General features: G+C 71.0%; 15 protein-coding genes and 1 riboswitch. Of the genes, 10 read left to right on the top strand and 5 right to left on the bottom strand.

From position 1 onward, the window contains the following. Positions 1 to 4 precede the first annotated feature (4 nt). The 4 genes from KV396_RS11215 to KV396_RS11200 are packed head-to-tail and all read left to right on the top strand — an operon-like array spanning position 5 to position 2,850. Positions 5 to 790: a 2-keto-4-pentenoate hydratase gene (locus KV396_RS11215; RefSeq protein ID WP_247955762.1), complete on the top strand. Its 786-nt coding sequence runs from the start codon at positions 5 to 7 to the stop codon at positions 788 to 790. Beyond that, positions 775 to 1,593, top strand: coding sequence for an HpcH/HpaI aldolase family protein (locus KV396_RS11210; RefSeq protein WP_247955761.1), 819 nt, complete (start codon positions 775 to 777; stop codon positions 1,591 to 1,593). Before KV396_RS11215 ends, KV396_RS11210 begins: the two co-directional genes overlap by 16 nt. A gap of 37 nt (positions 1,594 to 1,630) precedes the next feature. Next, entirely contained in the window at positions 1,631 to 2,353 is a 723-nt protein-coding gene (locus KV396_RS11205) for a DUF6882 domain-containing protein (protein ID WP_247955760.1), read from the top strand. Positions 2,354 to 2,412: 59 nt separating this feature from the next. Next, on the top strand, positions 2,413 to 2,850 hold the full coding sequence (locus KV396_RS11200; protein WP_247623106.1) for a hypothetical protein: 438 nt from the start codon (positions 2,413 to 2,415) through the stop codon (positions 2,848 to 2,850). 37 nt (positions 2,851 to 2,887) lie between these two features. Here the strand turns inward: KV396_RS11200 and KV396_RS11195 are convergent, their stop codons facing one another. Together KV396_RS11195 and glyA are read right to left on the bottom strand one after the other, a co-directional pair. Beyond that, a complete protein-coding gene (locus KV396_RS11195) occupies positions 2,888 to 3,766 on the bottom strand; it encodes a bifunctional methylenetetrahydrofolate dehydrogenase/methenyltetrahydrofolate cyclohydrolase (RefSeq protein WP_247955759.1) in 879 nt (292 codons plus the stop codon). Continuing rightward, complete coding sequence (gene glyA / locus KV396_RS11190) at positions 3,763 to 5,037, bottom strand: serine hydroxymethyltransferase (RefSeq protein WP_247623108.1); 1,275 nt, start codon at positions 5,035 to 5,037, stop codon at positions 3,763 to 3,765. The genes KV396_RS11195 and glyA overlap by 4 nt, the downstream gene beginning before the upstream one ends. A 38-nt stretch (positions 5,038 to 5,075) precedes the next feature. Beyond that, a riboswitch (ZMP/ZTP riboswitch) is annotated at positions 5,076 to 5,160 on the bottom strand. A 52-nt stretch (positions 5,161 to 5,212) separates the two neighbouring features. On the opposite strand from glyA, the gene KV396_RS11185 reads away from it, so the two are divergent. The 6 genes from KV396_RS11185 to KV396_RS11160 all read left to right on the top strand — a co-directional run bounded on the left by KV396_RS11185 (position 5,213) and on the right by KV396_RS11160 (position 12,603). Beyond that, entirely contained in the window at positions 5,213 to 6,739 is a 1,527-nt protein-coding gene (locus KV396_RS11185; RefSeq protein WP_247955758.1) for a family 20 glycosylhydrolase, read from the top strand. Next, a complete protein-coding gene (locus KV396_RS11180) occupies positions 6,736 to 7,911 on the top strand; it encodes an N-acetylglucosamine-6-phosphate deacetylase (RefSeq protein ID WP_247955757.1) in 1,176 nt (391 codons plus the stop codon). The genes KV396_RS11185 and KV396_RS11180 overlap by 4 nt, the downstream gene beginning before the upstream one ends. A 477-nt stretch (positions 7,912 to 8,388) precedes the next feature. Further along, entirely contained in the window at positions 8,389 to 10,464 is a 2,076-nt protein-coding gene (locus KV396_RS11175; protein WP_247955756.1) for a sigma-70 family RNA polymerase sigma factor, read from the top strand. A gap of 9 nt (positions 10,465 to 10,473) precedes the next feature. Continuing rightward, positions 10,474 to 10,845 carry a YrdB family protein gene (locus KV396_RS11170; RefSeq protein ID WP_247955755.1) on the top strand — a complete coding sequence of 124 codons (372 nt, stop codon included), beginning with the start codon at positions 10,474 to 10,476 and terminating at the stop codon, positions 10,843 to 10,845. Continuing rightward, on the top strand, positions 10,842 to 12,206 hold the full coding sequence (locus KV396_RS11165; RefSeq protein WP_247955754.1) for an FAD-binding oxidoreductase: 1,365 nt from the start codon (positions 10,842 to 10,844) through the stop codon (positions 12,204 to 12,206). Before KV396_RS11170 ends, KV396_RS11165 begins: the two co-directional genes overlap by 4 nt. Next, positions 12,199 to 12,603, top strand: a complete 405-nt coding sequence (locus tag KV396_RS11160) for an NUDIX hydrolase (protein WP_247955753.1) — start codon at positions 12,199 to 12,201, stop codon at positions 12,601 to 12,603. Before KV396_RS11165 ends, KV396_RS11160 begins: the two co-directional genes overlap by 8 nt. Before the next feature lie 68 nt (positions 12,604 to 12,671). Here KV396_RS11160 and KV396_RS11155 read toward each other — a convergent pair whose 3' ends face one another. The 3 genes from KV396_RS11155 to KV396_RS11145 all read right to left on the bottom strand — a co-directional run bounded on the left by KV396_RS11155 (position 12,672) and on the right by KV396_RS11145 (position 15,632). After that, the gene (locus KV396_RS11155; protein ID WP_247955752.1) at positions 12,672 to 13,451 is read right to left on the bottom strand and encodes a glucosamine-6-phosphate deaminase; all 780 of its coding nucleotides are present in this window, start codon (positions 13,449 to 13,451) and stop codon (positions 12,672 to 12,674) included. Then, positions 13,444 to 14,370 (bottom strand): ROK family protein, encoded by a 927-nt coding sequence (locus tag KV396_RS11150; RefSeq protein WP_247957586.1) that lies wholly within the window; start codon positions 14,368 to 14,370, stop codon positions 13,444 to 13,446. Before KV396_RS11150 ends, KV396_RS11155 begins: the two co-directional genes overlap by 8 nt. A 74-nt stretch (positions 14,371 to 14,444) precedes the next feature. Beyond that, positions 14,445 to 15,632 carry an ROK family transcriptional regulator gene (locus KV396_RS11145; RefSeq protein ID WP_247623116.1) on the bottom strand — a complete coding sequence of 396 codons (1,188 nt, stop codon included), beginning with the start codon at positions 15,630 to 15,632 and terminating at the stop codon, positions 14,445 to 14,447. Positions 15,633 to 15,666: the final 34 nt, after the last annotated feature.

Below are 15,666 nucleotides of genomic sequence, written 5' to 3'. Positions count from 1 at the left end.
GCGGATGCTGTCAGCAGAGGTGATCGCGCAGATCGCCGCAGAATTGGCCCGGGCCGACCGGGAGCACACGGTGATCCCCCGGATCACGTCACGTTGGCCCGAGGCGACGATCGAGGACTCCTACGCGATCCAGGGGGTGTGGCGCGACACGCAGATCGCCGCGGGCCGCACGCTCGTGGGCCGCAAGATCGGACTGACGTCGAAGGCCATGCAGCAGGCGACGGGCATCACCGAGCCCGACTACGGGGTGATGTTCGACGACACGGTGCACGAGTCCGGCGCCGAGATCCCCGTCGACCACTTCTCGAACGTGCGCATCGAGGTCGAACTCGCGTTCGTGCTCAAACATCCGCTCGAGGGCCCCGACTGCACGCTCGACGACGCGCTCGCGGCGATCGACTACGCGGTCCCCGCGCTCGAGGTGCTCAACTCGCACATCGAGCTCGAGGGCCGCACGATCGTCGACACGATCAGCGACAACGCCGCCTACGGGGCGATGGTGCTCGGCTCGGTGCGCAAGCGTCCCGATGAGATCGATCTGCGCTGGGTGCCCGGCGTGCTGTCGCGCAACGGCGAGATCGAGGAGACGGGCGTCGCCGCGGGCGTGCTCGGTCACCCGGCCACCGGCGTCGCGTGGCTCGCGAACAAGTTCCACCAGCACGGCGCGCGCCTGGAGGCCGGCGAGATCATCCTGGCAGGATCGTTCACACGCCCGATGTGGGTGTCGCGCGGCGACGAGGTGCTGTGCGACTACGGACCGATGGGAACGATCGCATGCCGCTTCATCTAGATCCCCCCTTCCGCGACCGGCTCGCGGCATCCGATCGCCCGCTCGTGGGCATGTGGGTGTGCTCGGGCAGCCCGCTGCTCGCCGAGGTCACCGCGGGCTCCGGCCTCGACTGGCTGCTGATCGACATGGAGCACTCCACCAACACCCTCGATTCGGTTCTCCTGCAGCTGCAGGCGGTCGCCGCGTATCCGGTGACACCGGTCGTGCGCGCGCCCGCGAACGACGTCGTGGCCCTCAAGCAGATCCTCGACCTCGGCGCGCAGAACGTGATCGTGCCGATGGTGTCGTCCGCCGAGGAGGCGCGGGCCGCGGTCGCCGCCACCCGCTACCCGCCGGAGGGCGTGCGGGGTGTCGGCAGCGCCCTCGCCCGCAGTGCGCGCTGGAACCGCGTCGACGGCTACCTGCGCGATTCGGCGCAGCACACGTCGCTCACGGTGCAGATCGAGACCGCGGCGGGCGTCGAGGCGGCGGGCGAGATCGCCGCCGTCGACGGGGTGGATGCCGTGTTCGTCGGCCCGTCAGACCTCTCGGCCTCGATGGGCCTGCTGGGTCAGCAGACGCATCCGGATGTCGTCGCCGCCGTCGAGCGCGTCTTCGCCGCGGCGAAGGCGGCCGGAACCCCGGTCGGGGTGAACGCCTTCGATCCGGTGGCTGCCGAGGCCTACCTCGCCGTCGGCGCCGACTTCGTGGCCGTCGGTGCCGACGTGGCGCTGCTCGCGCGGGCATCCGAGGCTCTCGCCGCGCGGTTCATCGCCTCGGGTGGTTCGGATGCTCCGGACCGGGGTGAGAAACAGAGCTACTGACTGGCGGATTCATAGGCTCAGCCACGAAACTGTTCGCATGACCTTCGCTGCGCTCCAGCCTCTCGCCGATCGTGCCGCCCTCTACTCCGTGATCCGCCAGGATCAGCTCTCGTCCGCCGCCGATGCGCTGGGCGAGCATCGCTGGGACGCCGACATGACGGCGGGCACCCTCACCTTCACCGCGAACGCCGACCCCTCGCGTCAGCTCGTCACGCGTGCGCTCCTGATCGCCACGATCGCCCCGGGGCCGCGCTCGATGCTCTGGGCCTGGGCGCACCCGCAGGGCGACCCGCAGGGCATCGCCGCGCAGCTGCGCGCCTACGGAGAGGAGCACGGCATCGCCGAACTCACCTCGGCCGAGGTGCCGTTCCCCGCGGATGCCTCGGGCGACGAGGACTGGATCGCCGCGGCCGCGCACACCGTCGGCGGCGTCGCCGTGGAGCTCACCGGCCGCTCCCCGTACTACTCCGCTCCCGTCGGCGGCGGCACACGCGCCGTCTTCCTCCTCGACGCGCCGCTACCGCAGCTCACCGTGGCCGACGCCATGATCGTCATGCCGCGCATGCTCGCGAGCTTCTCCCTGCCCGACGCCCGCACCGCGGTGTGGGATCTCGCCCGGCTCGCCGGCTGGACCCTCACCTGGACCGACGAGGCCTTCTCGGGTGCGACCGTCGTCGACGCGACGGGTTCCGCCACCTTCAGCTTCGACGAGCACGCCCGTATCTCGAACGTGCAGAGCTCGCTCGGCGGACAGCGCTGACATCGTCCCCGGTCGCTCCGGGGATGCGCACTCCGCGCGGGCTGTGGGATTCTGATCCCATGAAGAAGGCAATCGTGCGGTTCGGCTCGCTCTACGTGTTCAACGTGGTGGTTCTGCTGCTGATCGGCCTGCTGCTGCGGGGCGTCTCGGTGGGATGGCACGCGTTCTGGGCGGCGATCATCCTCACCCTCGCCGCGCTGTTCGTGAAGCCGACGCTGGCTGCCGCCTTCCGCCGATCCGCCGCGAAGTCGGCCGCCGACCGTACGAAGGCGGGCGAGAAGGTCGTCCAGTACGTGCTCGTGTACCTGGTCGAACTGATCGTCTGGGCGCTCACGGTGTGGCTGAGCGGCGTCGACGCCCGCGGATTCTGGGGCTACGTGATCCCGCCGCTCCTGCTGCTGGTCGGGTGGATGATCTACGACCAGGTCGACGACAAGCTGCAGGCGAAGGCCTCCGAGGTCTACGACAGCGTGCAGGCGCGCGTGCGCCGACGCTGACGGCATCCGTCGAGCGGGATGCCGTCAGCGTCTTCGTTCAGGCGAGGCGCTCTGCCGCCTCGACCACGTTCGTCATGAGCAGCGCGACGGTCATCGGGCCGACCCCGCCCGGGTTCGGCGAGAGGAAGCCGGCGACCTCGGCCACGTCGGGGTGCACGTCGCCGGACACGACGCTCTTGCCCGTCTCGGGGTCGGTCGTGCGGGTCACACCGACGTCGAGCACGGCGGCACCGGGCTTGACGTCCTCGGCACGGATGAGGTGCGCGACGCCCGCGGCGGCCACGATCACGTCGGCCTCGCGGAGGTAGCGCGGCATGTCGACCGTGCCCGTGTGGGTGAGCGTCACGGTCGCGTTGATGTCGCGGCGCGTGAGCAGCAGCCCGATCGAGCGGCCGATCGTGACGCCGCGGCCGACGACCACGACGTGCTTGCCCTTCAGGTCGTAGTCGTTGCGCAGCAGCAGCTCGATCACGCCGCGCGGCGTGCACGGCAGCGGCGTGTGGATCGGGCTGTTGACGTTGAGCACCAGGCGACCGAGGTTCGTCGGGTGCAGCCCGTCGGCGTCCTTCGCGGGGTCGATCCGCTCGAGGATCGCATCGGTGTCGAGGTGCTTCGGCAGCGGCAGCTGCACGATGTAGCCGTGGCAGTCGGGATCGGCGTTGAGCTCGTCGATCAGCGCCTCGACCTGCTGCTGCGTGGCATCGGCCGGCAGCTCGCGCTGGATCGAGTTCATGCCGATCGCCTCGGACTGGCGGTGCTTCATGCCCACGTAGAGCTGCGACGCGGGGTCCGCGCCGACGAGCACCGTGGCGATGCCCGGGGTGATCCCGCGGGCGCGCAGCGCAGCGACGCGCTCGGTCAGCTCGGCCTTGATCTCGGCCGATGCCGCCTTGCCGTCGAGGACGACCGCGGTCACTGCTGCAGGTCCGGGTAGAGCGGGAAGCCGGCGGCGAGCGCGTCGACGCGGGCGCGGAGAGCCTCGACGTCGGCACCCGGCTGCAGCGCCAGCGCGATGATGTCGGCGACCTCGGTGAACTCCGTGTCGCCGAACCCGCGGGTGGCGAGCGCCGGGGTGCCGATGCGCAGACCCGAGGTGACCATGGGCGGACGCGGATCGTTCGGCACGGCGTTGCGGTTCACCGTGATGTGGATGTCGTGCAGCAGGTCTTCGGCCTGCTTGCCGTCGATCTCGGCCTCGCGCAGGTCGACCAGCACGAGATGCACGTCGGTGCCACCGGAGCGCACGGCGATGCCGGCGTCCTTGACGTCCTGCTGTGAGAGGCGCTCGGCGATCAGCGCGGCGCCGCGCAGCACGCGCTCCTGTCGCTCGGCGAACTCGGGGGTCGCGGCGAGCTTGAACGCGGTCGCCTTGGCGGCGATCACGTGCATGAGCGGGCCGCCCTGCTGGCCCGGGAACACGGCCGTGTTGATCTTCTTGGCGATGTCGGCGTCGTTCGTGAGGATGAAGCCCGAGCGGGGGCCGCCGATCGTCTTGTGCACGGTCGACGAGACGACGTGGGCGTGGGGCACCGGGTTCGGGTGCAGGCCCGCGGCGACGAGACCGGCGAAGTGCGCCATGTCGACCCAGAGCAGTGCGCCGACCTCGTCGGCGATCGCGCGGAACGCCGCGAAGTCGAGCGTGCGGGGGTAGGCCGACCAGCCGGCGATGATGACCTTCGGCTTGTGCTCGATCGCGAGGCGACGCACCTCGTCCATGTCGATGACCGAGGTCTCGGGGTTCACGCCGTAGGCGACGATGTCGTAGAGACGGCCCGAGAAGTTGATCTTCATGCCGTGCGTGAGATGGCCGCCCTGGTCGAGCGAGAGGCCGAGGAGCGTGTCGCCGGGGCGCGCGATCGCGTGCAGCACGGCGGCGTTGGCCGAGGCGCCGGAGTGCGGCTGGACGTTCGCGAACTCGGCGCCGAACAGGCTCTTTGCACGCGAGATCGCGAGTTCCTCGGCGACGTCGACCTCTTCGCAGCCGCCGTAGTAGCGACGGCCGGGGTAGCCCTCGGCGTACTTGTTCGTGAGCACGGAGCCCTGCGACTGCAGCACCGAGACGGGCACGAAGTTCTCGGACGCGATCATCTCGAGGAAGGTCTGCTGACGCTTCAGCTCGCGGTCGAGCACCTCGGCGATCTCGGGATCGACCTCGGCGAGCGGGGCGTTGAAGTAACGGTCGGTCATGATGACGGGCTCCTCTGACGACGGATTCGAAGGGTGTTCTCATCGGCCCAGGCGCGCGGTCGAATTCCGTGGTCGGTCGCTCCCCGGTGGTAACCCACCCAGACGCCAGTCGCGACAGATCGAGCATACCGGATTCCCCCTGGTCGACTCCCCGCCGCGCGGCTAGGGTTTGTTCATGGTCTTTACACATCAGCTTCCGCTCGTCCCGGTGCCCGCCGCCGCCGTCGTGCACGAAGGACGGATGCCGATCACCGCGACGACGCGCGTGCACGGCTCCTCCCCCGCGGCCGACGTCCTGACGGCCGCGGCCGCACGGCGCGGCGCCCCTCCCCTCACCTCCGTCGATGCCTCCGCGCACACCCCGGCCCCGGGCGACATCGTGCTGCGCATCGACGCCGACGCCGCGGCATCCGAGGGCTACCACCTGTCGGTCGGCACGCACGTCGAGATCATCGGCGCCGACGAGGCCGGCCTGTTCTACGGCGTGCAGACCCTGCTGCAGCTGCTCCGCGAGGGCGACGAGGGCTGGAGCCTGCCGTACGTCGAGATCGACGACGCCCCGCGCTTCACGCATCGCGGAGTGATGCTCGACGTCGCCCGCCACTTCTTCGACGTCGCCGAGGTGAAGCGGTTCATCGACGCCACCAGCGCACTCAAGTTCAACCGCCTGCACCTGCACCTCACCGACGATCAGGGGTGGCGGGTGCACATCGACTCCTGGCCGCTGCTCACCGAGCGGTCATCGGCGACGTCGGCCGGCGGCGACCCCGGCGGTTTCTACACGAAGGACGACTACCGCGAGATCGTCGCCCACGCGACGTCGCGGCACATGGTGCTGATCCCCGAGATCGACCTGCCGGGGCACACCCACGCGGTCGGCGTCGCCTACCCCGAGCTCGTCGAGGCGCCGGTGCTCAACGACGCCCTCGTCGCGCAGTCCGAGACTCTGGGGCAGCCCCTGCCCGTCGCGGGAGAGACGTACCTCGGCTGGGGCGTCGGCCACTCGAGCGTGCGCATCCGCGAGGAGCGCACCTACGACTTCGTGCGCGACGTCGTGCGCGAGCTCGCCGAGATGACCCCGGGCCCGTACCTCCACATCGGCGGCGACGAGTCGCTGGGTACCTCGCAGGAGGACTTCGACCACTTCGCCGCGCGCGCGACGCAGATCGTCGTGGATGCCGGGAAGATCCCCGTCGCCTGGCACGAGATGGGTGCCGCCGGCGGCATCGCCGAGGGCACGATCGGGCAGTACTGGGGCATGAAGGTCCCCACCGGTTCGCACGCCGCCGAGGCCGCGCACTTCGTGGAACGCGGCGGGGCGCTGATCATGTCGGCCGCGGATGCCACGTACCTCGACATGAAGTACGACGAGGAGTTCCCCCTCGGCCTCACCTGGGCCGCCGTGATCGACGTGCGAACCGCGTACGACTGGGAGCCGACCGCCGTGCTCGACGTGCCCGATGCGGCGATCCTCGGCACCGAGGCGCCGCTGTGGTCCGAGACCACGCGCACGATCGACGACGTCGAGCTGCTCGTCTTCCCGCGCGCCGCCGCGGAGGCCGAGATCGCCTGGTCGCCGCAGCATGGAGAGGGACGCGAATGGTCGTCGTTCCGCGAGCGGCTCGGCACCCTCGCTCCGCTGTGGAAGGCTGAGGGGACCCGATTCCACCCCGTCGCAGACATCCCCTGGAGCGATCGATGAGCGTCCACCCTGCAGCGACCGGAAGCCTGGTCGTCCACTCCGCGCGCGTCGTGGATCACGGCGAGATCGTCGACGACGCCTGGGTGCGCTTCGACGACGGCCGGGTCGCCGCACGCGGAACGGGCGCCGACTGGGCGCCCGCCGACGAGGTCGTCGACGCGGCATCCGTCGCCGGCCCCGGTGCGCTTCTCACGCCCGGCTTCGTCGACATCCACGGGCACGGCGGGGCCGGCGCATCATTCGACGACGGCGTCGACTCCATCCGCACCGCGCGCGACCTGCACCGCGCGCACGGCACGACCCGCGCCGTGGTGTCGCTGGTGACGGCTCCGCTCGATGAACTCGCACGCAGCGCAGCACAGATCGCCGACCTCGTGCACACGGATGCCGACATCCTCGGCTCGCACCTCGAGGGGCCGTTCCTCGATCCGGGGCACCACGGTGCCCACGACCCGTCGCTCCTGCGCGCACCGCTGCCCGATGACGTCGACCGGCTGCTCGCCGCGGGTCGCGGAACGATCCGTCAGATCACGATCGCCCCGGAGCTTCCCGGCGGACTCGACGCGATCCGCCGGATCGTCGCGGCAGGCTCCGCGGCCGCCGTCGGCCACACCGATGCGGATGCCGCCATGTCGGTCGCCGCGTTCGAGGCGGGGGCGTCGATCCTCACCCATGCGTTCAACGCGATGCCCGGCATCCACCACCGCGCTCCGGGGCCCGTGCTCGCCGCCGCGGCCGATCACCGCGTGGTGCTCGAGGCGATCGCCGACGACGTGCACCTCGATCCGCACGTCGTCAAGCTGGTGTTCGACGCCGCTCCCGGGCGCGTGGCCCTGATCACGGATGCCATGGCCGCAGCGGGGAGCGCGGACGGCCGCTACGACCTGGGCGCGGTGAGCGTGACGGTCGAGAACGGAATCGCCCGCACCGTCGAGACGGGGGCGATCGCCGGCTCGACGCTCACCCAGGACGAGGCTCTGCGGCGCGCGGTCGCCGCGGGCGTCGCGCTCGTCGACGCGGTGCGTGCGCTGACCGAGACCCCGGCCGGAGCCGTGGGCTTCGCCTCGGAGCTGGGCGCGCTGCGCACCGGGATGGTGGGCGATGCCCTGCTGCTCGATGCAGAACTGCGCGTGGCGCGCGTGTGGGTCGGGGCGCGGCCCCGCAGGGCCTAGATCCTTCCACCGCGCGCCGACGCGCAGCGCAGGCGGCTCCGGTCCCTTCGCGCGGAGAGAGTGGAGGGTGCCGATCCCCCCGGATCGGCACCCTCGGGTTCCCCCACGTAGAGAGGGGGGCCGAGAACTCCTCCCCCGAGGCTCCCGACCCGCCCGACCGATGCGTGAACCCCCTGCATCGGAGCCCGAACCCCGCCCCCCGGTGGAGTTCGTCGTGGCTGTCTCTACAGATGAGACGACGTGCAGGCCGATTCATTACGCGAACCTGGGAAAAAATCTGAGAAAAGTTCTGAGACTCGTGAATATCCGATTCTGACCAGGCTTTTCTTTTCCAGACTTTTTCGACCCCGGACTCCGGCGAGGGCTGGCCCTCGGGCGAGTTCCGAGAGAGAATGGAGAACTCGCGTGATGATCCGGCCCATCGCGCGTCTCACTCTGTGAAGGCACATACCCGTGCCCCACGACCGAGGGATCACAGTGCACGAAGAGAACACTCCTCACATCGACGACACGATCGCCGACGCAGACCTCATCCTCCGCACCCGATCGGGTGACACGGGGGCGTTCGGAGAACTCTGGCGTCGCCACTACCCCTCGGGGATCGCGGTCGCACGCTCGGTCACCTCATCGATCGACCCCGACGACCTCGTGCAGGAGTCGTACACCCGCATCTACCAGGCGATCGTCAAGGGCGGTGGGCCCAACGGCTCGTTCCGCGCCTACCTCTTCACCAGCATCCGCAACACGGCCGCCGCCTGGGGTCGCTCGCGCCGCGAAGACGCGATGGACGAGCTCGACGCGGTCGCCGACCCCGACAGCACCGACCAGGCATCGAACGACGCCCTTGATCGCAGCCTCACCGCGCAGGCGTTCCGCAGTCTCCCCACGCGCTGGCAGGAAGTGCTCTGGTACACCGAGATCGAGCAGATGCGGCCGCAGGAGGTCGCTCCGCTCCTGGGCATGAAGTCGGGCGCGGTCTCACAGCTCGCGTTCCGCGCCCGCGAGGGTCTGCGCGAGGCGTGGATCCAGGCGCACCTGCGCAGCTCGGCCCCCGGCTCGGAGTGCCAGTGGACGATCGAGCACCTCGGCGCCTACTCGCGCGGCAATCTCGGATCGCGTGACCACCGTCGCATCGAGGCGCACCTCGACGAGTGCGCTCGCTGCATGATCGTGGCCGCCGAGGCCAAGGACGTCTCCAAGCGCCTCGCACTCGTGCTGCTCCCCCTCGTGCTCAGCGTCACGGGCGCCGCGGGGTACCTGGCGACCCTGCAGGGCGGCGGCGCACCGATCGTCGCTCTCGCGGCCATGCCCTCCAGCGTGCCCGGCGGCGTGGTCGCCGGCGACGGCGGATCCGGCGCCCTCGCGGCGGGCTCGACCGCCGGTGGCGCGGGAGCCGGCGGTGCCGGCGGAGCGGGCGGATCGGCCGGCGGTGGTGCCGGCGGGTCGGCCGGCGGTGGTGCCGGCGGGTCTGCCGGAGCATCCGGCGGGATGCTGTCGGGCATGGGCGCCCTCGTCGGCGCCGGTTCGGCCGCTCTCGTGGTGGCCGGTGTCGTCGCCGCGGCGACGATCATCCCCGGCCTGGCCGGGGCGAACCCGTCGACGTCACTGCCGAGTGCCGGCGACTCCGATTCGTCGTCGATCTCCTCGGACGTCGGACCGGACGCGTCGATGAGCACCGAACCCGTGGATGACGAGCTCGACGAGCCCGTCGAGAAGCCGAAGGACGAGACCGTTCCCCCGGTGGCCGACGACGAGACGGATGCCGACACCGGCACGGACGTCCCCGCGGCCCCCGTCGTCACGACTCCGGCGAATCCGGCACCGGGCTCCGGCGGCGATTCGGGTCCCGGGACGGTTCCCACCCCCGCACCTACGCCCACCCCCACGCCGACGACGCCTCCGGATGATGAGGAGGAACCGGGCGGAGAGGATCCTGGCGAGGAAGAGCCGGAGGTTCCGACCGAACCCGAAGAGCCTGCGAAGATCCCTGAGTTCGTTTCTGCTGAGGTGAGCTGTCTGCCTCTCATCGATGGCGAGAACTGGGTCGGCCAGAACAAGTACGTCGTGACGCTTCAAGGGACGCCCGGGGGGTTTGTTGATGCAACAGTCGCCGATGGCCGTTTTGAAGTCGTCCGCGCCGAGTTCGATGAAAACGGACGCGGCTTCGCCGTTCTCACGTCGCCGTTGACCCTGCGCGGTGAGATCGATTCGCTCGTGACCTTCACGTACACGTACGGCGACGTAACGAGCGCGCTCGGTGCCCCCGTGCTGCTCACGAATCTCCCCGGGCGCTCCGGCGAAGCATGTATCTCCCTACTAGTCGGAGACCAACCCGGTGCCGTGGAGCAGCCCGCCCCGGTCGAGCAGCCCGCCCCGGTCGAGCAGCCCGCCCCGGTCGAACAGCCCGCCCCGGTCGAACAGTCCGCCCCGGCACCTGTCGAGGACGAGCCCGCAGCGCAGACCGCTCCCGCCGAGACCGATGCCCGGGTCGACGCCGCGGTGACGCCCGAGGTCGTCGTGGTACCGGACGAGGAGCCGGTTCCCGCCGAATAGACTGGATCCATGCCCCAGGATCCCACCCCCGTACCCGGCGTCGAGCGCCCCGTCATCACGGTCATCGACGTCATCCGTGCCGTCGTGCTGGTGGTGGCCGTCGCCTCTCTCGCCCTCTGGGGCTTCGCCACCTGGGATCTCCCCTGGAGCATCGTGGTGGGCATCGGCGCCCCGGTCGTCGTGATCCTCGTCTGGGCGCTGTTCCTCTCGCCTCGCCCCGTGCTGAGGGTGCACCCGTTCCTGCGCGCCGCGGTCGAGCTGCTCATCTACGTGGGCGTCACGATCGCCTGGTGGTCGATGGATCAGGCCCTGGTCGGATCGGCCTTCGCGCTCGTCGCGATCGTCTCCGGTCTCATCAGCGGACGACGCGCACTCGGATGAGCGTCCTCGCGCAGCTGACCGCGGCCCTCGGCGATCTCGTCGACACGCGCGCGGCTGCGCTCGAGGAGGCGAGGGCCGACCGCTCCGGACATGCCGCCGAGGGGCGCCCCCTCGCCATCGTGCACGCCGAGACCGTCGCGCACGTGCAGGAGACGATGCGCATCGCGACCGCGACCCGCACCCCCGTCGTCGTGCGGGGCGCCGGCACCGGCCTCGCCGGAGCCGCGAACGCCGGCGAGGGGGAGATCGTCCTCTCCACCGCCCGCATGACCGCGGTGCTCGAAGTGCGTCCCGACGACCTCCTCGCGGTCGTCGAACCCGGCATCCTGAACGCCGATCTCAACCGTCTCCTCGCCGAGCACGGCGTGTGGTGGGCACCCGATCCCGCGAGCCGCGAGATCTCGACGGTCGGGGGCAACATCGCCACCGGCGCGGGCGGGCTGCTGTGCGCCAAGTACGGTGTGGTGCGCGATGCCGTGCTGGGGGTCGACCTCGTCCTGGCCGACGGCCGCCTGCTGCATCTCGGCCACCGCAGCGTGAAGGGCGTCACCGGTCTCGACCTGACGTCGCTCGTGATCGGCTCGGAGGGCACCCTCGGCGTCGTCGTCGGCGCCACGCTCAAGCTGCGCCGCCGCGTCGTCGGCACGGTCTGCACGATCGCCGCGACGTTCCCCGACGTCCGCAGCGCCGCGACCGCTTCCGCCGCCCTCACGGCCTCGGGCGCGCAGCCCGCCATCATGGAGCTGATGGACGCCGCGAGCCTCGCCGCCGTGCACACCGTCCTCGACCTCCCCGCCCCCACGCCGGGTGCCGCGCAGCTCACGATCCAGACAGACGGGCCCGCCTCCGAGGCGGAGGCCGATGCGATCGCCGAGATCCTGCGCGTCCACCAGGGCAGCGTCGCCGTGACGCACGACCCCGTCGAGGGCGAGCGCCTGCTGGCGATCCGCCGGTCGATGCACCAGGCGATGGCATCGCTGGGCACCGCCCTCATCGAAGACGTCTCGGTGCCGCGCAGTGCGATGCCGGCGATGTTCGACGAGATCGCGCGCATCGAGCGGCAGTACGGACTCACGATCCCCACCGTCGCGCACGCGGGGGACGGCAACCTGCACCCGAACTTCCTGTTCGCGGGTGCCGAGACGCCCGCGCACGTGTGGCAGGCGGCCGACGACCTGTTCCGCGCGGCGATCGCCCTCGGAGGCACACTGACCGGCGAGCACGGGATCGGCACCCTCAAGCGCCGCTGGCTCGCCGACGAACTCGGCGACGACCAGTGGGAGCTGCAGCGGCAGATCGCGCGGGTGTTCGACCCGCTCGGCATCCTCAACCCCGGAAAGGTGTTCGCCCCCGATGCCTGACATCCACGTGAGCGCGGCGATCATCGACGACGGCGCCGGACGCGTGCTCGTCGTGCGCAAGCGCGGCACCACCCGGTTCATGCAGCCCGGCGGCAAACCCGAGCACGGCGAGACGCCCGCGCAGACGCTGCTGCGCGAGCTGCACGAGGAACTCGGACTCGAGCTCGACGAGAACGCGATCGAACCCCTCGGCCGGTTCGTCTCGGCGGCGGCGAACGAACCGGGACACCGGGTGGTCGCCGACGCGTTCCGCACGACGATCGATCCGAGCGAGGTCAGCGTGCAGGCCGAACTCGAGGAGCTGCGCTGGATCACGCCCGACGACGTGTCGGCGCTCCCCCTCGCTCCCCTCAGCGTCGAGCACCTGCTGCCGCTGGCGTGGCCCGCTCCGCATTGAGGCGTGGCCCGCTCCGCGTGGAGTGACGCCTCAGCCCTGACGCGCGCCCGCTGCTCGTCCGAGCGCGCTCAGATGCCCTGCCAGGCCGGCTTGTTCGCGAACGTGTAGCGGTAGTAGTCCGCCTGCGCGAGACGCGACGCGGCGGCCTCGTCGACGACGACGGTCGCGTGCGGGTGCAGCTGGATCGCCGAGCCCGGCAGCGACGCCGTGAGCGGGCCTTCGACGGCAGCGGCCACGGCCTCGGCCTTGCCCTCGCCGAACGCGAGCAGCACGAGATGGCGTGCCTTCAGGATCGTGCCGAGTCCCTGCGTGATGCAGTGCATCGGCACGTCGTCGATCGAGTCGAAGAAGCGCGCGTTGTCCTCGCGGGTCTGTGCTGTGAGCGTCTTCACCCGGGTCTGCGAGGCGAACGACGAGCCGGGCTCGTTGAAGCCGATGTGACCGTCGGTTCCGATCCCGAGGATCTGCAGGTCGACGCCTCCCGCGGCGGCGATCGCGGCCTCGTAGTCGTCGCCGGCGTGCTGGATCGTCTCCATCGCTCCGTTGGGAACGTGGATGCGGCGGGGGTCGAGGCCGAGCGGCTCGACGACCTCGCGCGTGATGACCGAGCGGTAGCTCTCAGGGTGCTGCGGATCGATGCCCACGTACTCGTCGAGCGCGAAGCCGCGCACCTGCGAGAGGTCGCGACCGGCGAGCTGCACGCGCAGCGCCTCGTACACGGGGAGCGGGGTCGACCCGGTCGCGAGACCCAGCACGGCGTCCGCGCGTGCGTCGAGCAGCTCGACGATCTCGGTGGCGACCAGGGAGCCGGCGGCTTCCTTGCTATCGACGATGACGACCTCAGCCATGGAAGACGATCTCCTTCTCGGGGACGGCGGCGCCGACGAGCGCGGCACCGAAGGCGGCAGCGGGTGACCCCGCGGGAAGCATCTCGATGCGCTCATCGAGGTGGAGCGATCGCATGAACGGCGATGTCTCGGCATCCGCCTGCAGGGCCGAGCGGATGCCGTCCTCCAGGCGTGGGCCGAGAGCGGTGAGTCCGCCGCCGATGATGACGGTGTCGACATCCGCGGAGAGCACGAGCACGCGCACGGCGGCCGCTCCCCCGTGGTGCAGATCGGCGCGGAGGCGGATCGCGTCGGCGTCGCCGGCGTCGGCCGCCTCGATGATGTCCTTGACCGGGAGCGCGCCGGACCTGCCCCAGGCCTTGGCGAGTGCGCCGCCGCCGCAGAGGGTCTCGATGCAGCCGCGCTGCCCGCACCCGCACACGCGTCCGCGGGGGTCGACGGAGATGTGCCCCACTTCCCCGGCGGTGCCCCGGGAGCCGCGGTGGATGCGGCCGTCGATCACGATGCCGGCGGCGACACCCGTGCCGAGGTTGAGGTAGGCCATGGATCCGGTCGCTCCGCGCAGCACGGCGGCGCCGAGCGCTGCGGCTTTGACGTCGTTCTCGACGCGGAAGGGGATGCCGAGCTCGGCCTGGGCGCGGGCGGCGAGGTCGAGAGACTCGACGCCGAGGTTGACCGCGTGCAGGACCCGCCCGCTCTCGACGTCGACGAGCCCGGGGATGCCGATGCCGACCGAGCCGATGTCGGCCATCGCGATCGCGTTCTCCGCGGCAAGCGCGCGCACGGCGAGCACGATGCTCTCGACCACGGCGTCATCGCCCCACCCGGTGGGGCGCCGCAGGCGTCCGATGATCTCGCCCGACGGCGAGACCGCGACGGCATCGATCTTGGTGCCGCCGACATCGAGTCCGACGCGCACGGCGCCGCCCGCGGACTCGCCGGCGCCTCGACGAGTCGCGAGCTCCGGGATGCCGGGGCTCGGGGTCGTGCGGGTCACGAGACTCCCAGCTGGCCCGAGAGCACCATCACCGCGGCTCCGCGGAGGACGATGTCGTCCTGCACGGTGAGGCGGATGAGAGCGTCCTCGAACACGCCTTCCAGCGTGCGGGCGTGCAGGGTCTCGACGGCCGCGTCGATGAGGATGCCGTCGAGCAGGTCGGCGGGACCCGAGAGCACGACCTCCGAGAGGTCGAGGGCGGCGACGATCGGGGCGATGGCGATCGCCATGCGGGTGCCGGCGTCGCGGAGGATCTCGTCGCGGGCGGACGGGTCGGCGGCGACGGCCTCGCTCAGGCGCGTCTCGCTGAGCCATGCCTCCAGGCATCCGTCCTTGCCGCAGGCGCAGCGCGGACCCCCGTCGGTGCCGACCGTGACGTGACCGATCTCACCGGCGGCGAAGCGGCTGCCGAGCAGCGGCTGGCTGCCGGTGATGAGACCGGCGCCGACACCGCGGCCGATCTTGATGAGCATGAAATCGGCCTTCGCCTCGCCGAAGGTGTACTCGGCCAGCACGGCGGCATTGGCGTCGTTGCGGGCGAGTACGGGCAGGTCGAGGTCGGCGCCGAGCTTGGCCTCGAGGGGGAAGCTCGTCCAGCCCAGGTTCGGCGAGCTCAGCACGATGCCGTCGGGGCGCACGACACCGGGGGTGCCGATGCCGACGCCGAGCAGCGGGCGCGTCGAGGCGGCGACCAGCGAACGTGCGAGCTCGAGCGTGGCGGCGTAGGCCGCGTCGCCGTCGGCGGACTCGGGCCGGGGCACCTCGCGGCGCTCGAGCACGTCGCCGTCGAGGCTGAGCACGGCTCCGATGAACGCGTGCGGTCCCGAGAGGTCGAGTCCGAGGATCTGGTGACCGACGCGGTCGATGTCGATGAGGATCGGCGGCTTGCCGGGACCGGCGGTCTCGCGCACGCCCATCTCGATGACGATTCCGTCGGCGATGAACTCGGCCACGAGGTCGGAGATGGTGACTCGCGTGAGGCCCGTCTCGCGGGAGAGGTCCGCTCGGCTCATCGCGCCGGCGTGGTACAGCGTCTGCAGCACGAGGGCACGATTGTGGCCGCGTGCGTGCTCAGGGAGGACCTTCGACCGCGAGCGCAGGTGGCGGCCGGGTCCGAAGGCGTGCGTATTCGCATCGACGTACTCCGACGACGATGCGGGGCGCTGTTCATCCGACACGGACATGTTTGTTAGTAGACCTTACGAACATAATTTACGC

The organism is Microbacterium galbinum (assembly GCF_023101185.1).
Lineage (GTDB): Bacteria > Actinomycetota > Actinomycetes > Actinomycetales > Microbacteriaceae > Microbacterium > Microbacterium galbinum.
The sequence above is the reverse complement of the archived record's forward strand: the minus strand, read 5'-3'. Positions and strand labels throughout refer to the sequence as shown.

Bases quoted from the DNA above. Each gene is read 5' to 3' on its own strand.
- KV396_RS11215 (WP_247955762.1), top strand. From the start codon at position 5: ATGCTGTCAGCAGAGGTGATCGCGCAGATCGCCGCAGAATTGGCCCGG.
- KV396_RS11210 (WP_247955761.1), top strand. From the start codon at position 775: ATGCCGCTTCATCTAGATCCCCCCTTCCGCGACCGGCTCGCGGCATCC.
- KV396_RS11205 (WP_247955760.1), top strand. From the start codon at position 1,631: ATGACCTTCGCTGCGCTCCAGCCTCTCGCCGATCGTGCCGCCCTCTAC.
- KV396_RS11200 (WP_247623106.1), top strand. From the start codon at position 2,413: ATGAAGAAGGCAATCGTGCGGTTCGGCTCGCTCTACGTGTTCAACGTG.
- glyA (WP_247623108.1), bottom strand. From the start codon at position 5,037: ATGACCGACCGTTACTTCAACGCCCCGCTCGCCGAGGTCGATCCCGAG.
- KV396_RS11185 (WP_247955758.1), top strand. From the start codon at position 5,213: ATGGTCTTTACACATCAGCTTCCGCTCGTCCCGGTGCCCGCCGCCGCC.
- KV396_RS11180 (WP_247955757.1), top strand. From the start codon at position 6,736: ATGAGCGTCCACCCTGCAGCGACCGGAAGCCTGGTCGTCCACTCCGCG.
- KV396_RS11170 (WP_247955755.1), top strand. From the start codon at position 10,474: ATGCCCCAGGATCCCACCCCCGTACCCGGCGTCGAGCGCCCCGTCATC.
- KV396_RS11165 (WP_247955754.1), top strand. From the start codon at position 10,842: ATGAGCGTCCTCGCGCAGCTGACCGCGGCCCTCGGCGATCTCGTCGAC.
- KV396_RS11160 (WP_247955753.1), top strand. From the start codon at position 12,199: ATGCCTGACATCCACGTGAGCGCGGCGATCATCGACGACGGCGCCGGA.
- KV396_RS11155 (WP_247955752.1), bottom strand. From the start codon at position 13,451: ATGGCTGAGGTCGTCATCGTCGATAGCAAGGAAGCCGCCGGCTCCCTG.
- KV396_RS11145 (WP_247623116.1), bottom strand. From the start codon at position 15,632: ATGTCCGTGTCGGATGAACAGCGCCCCGCATCGTCGTCGGAGTACGTC.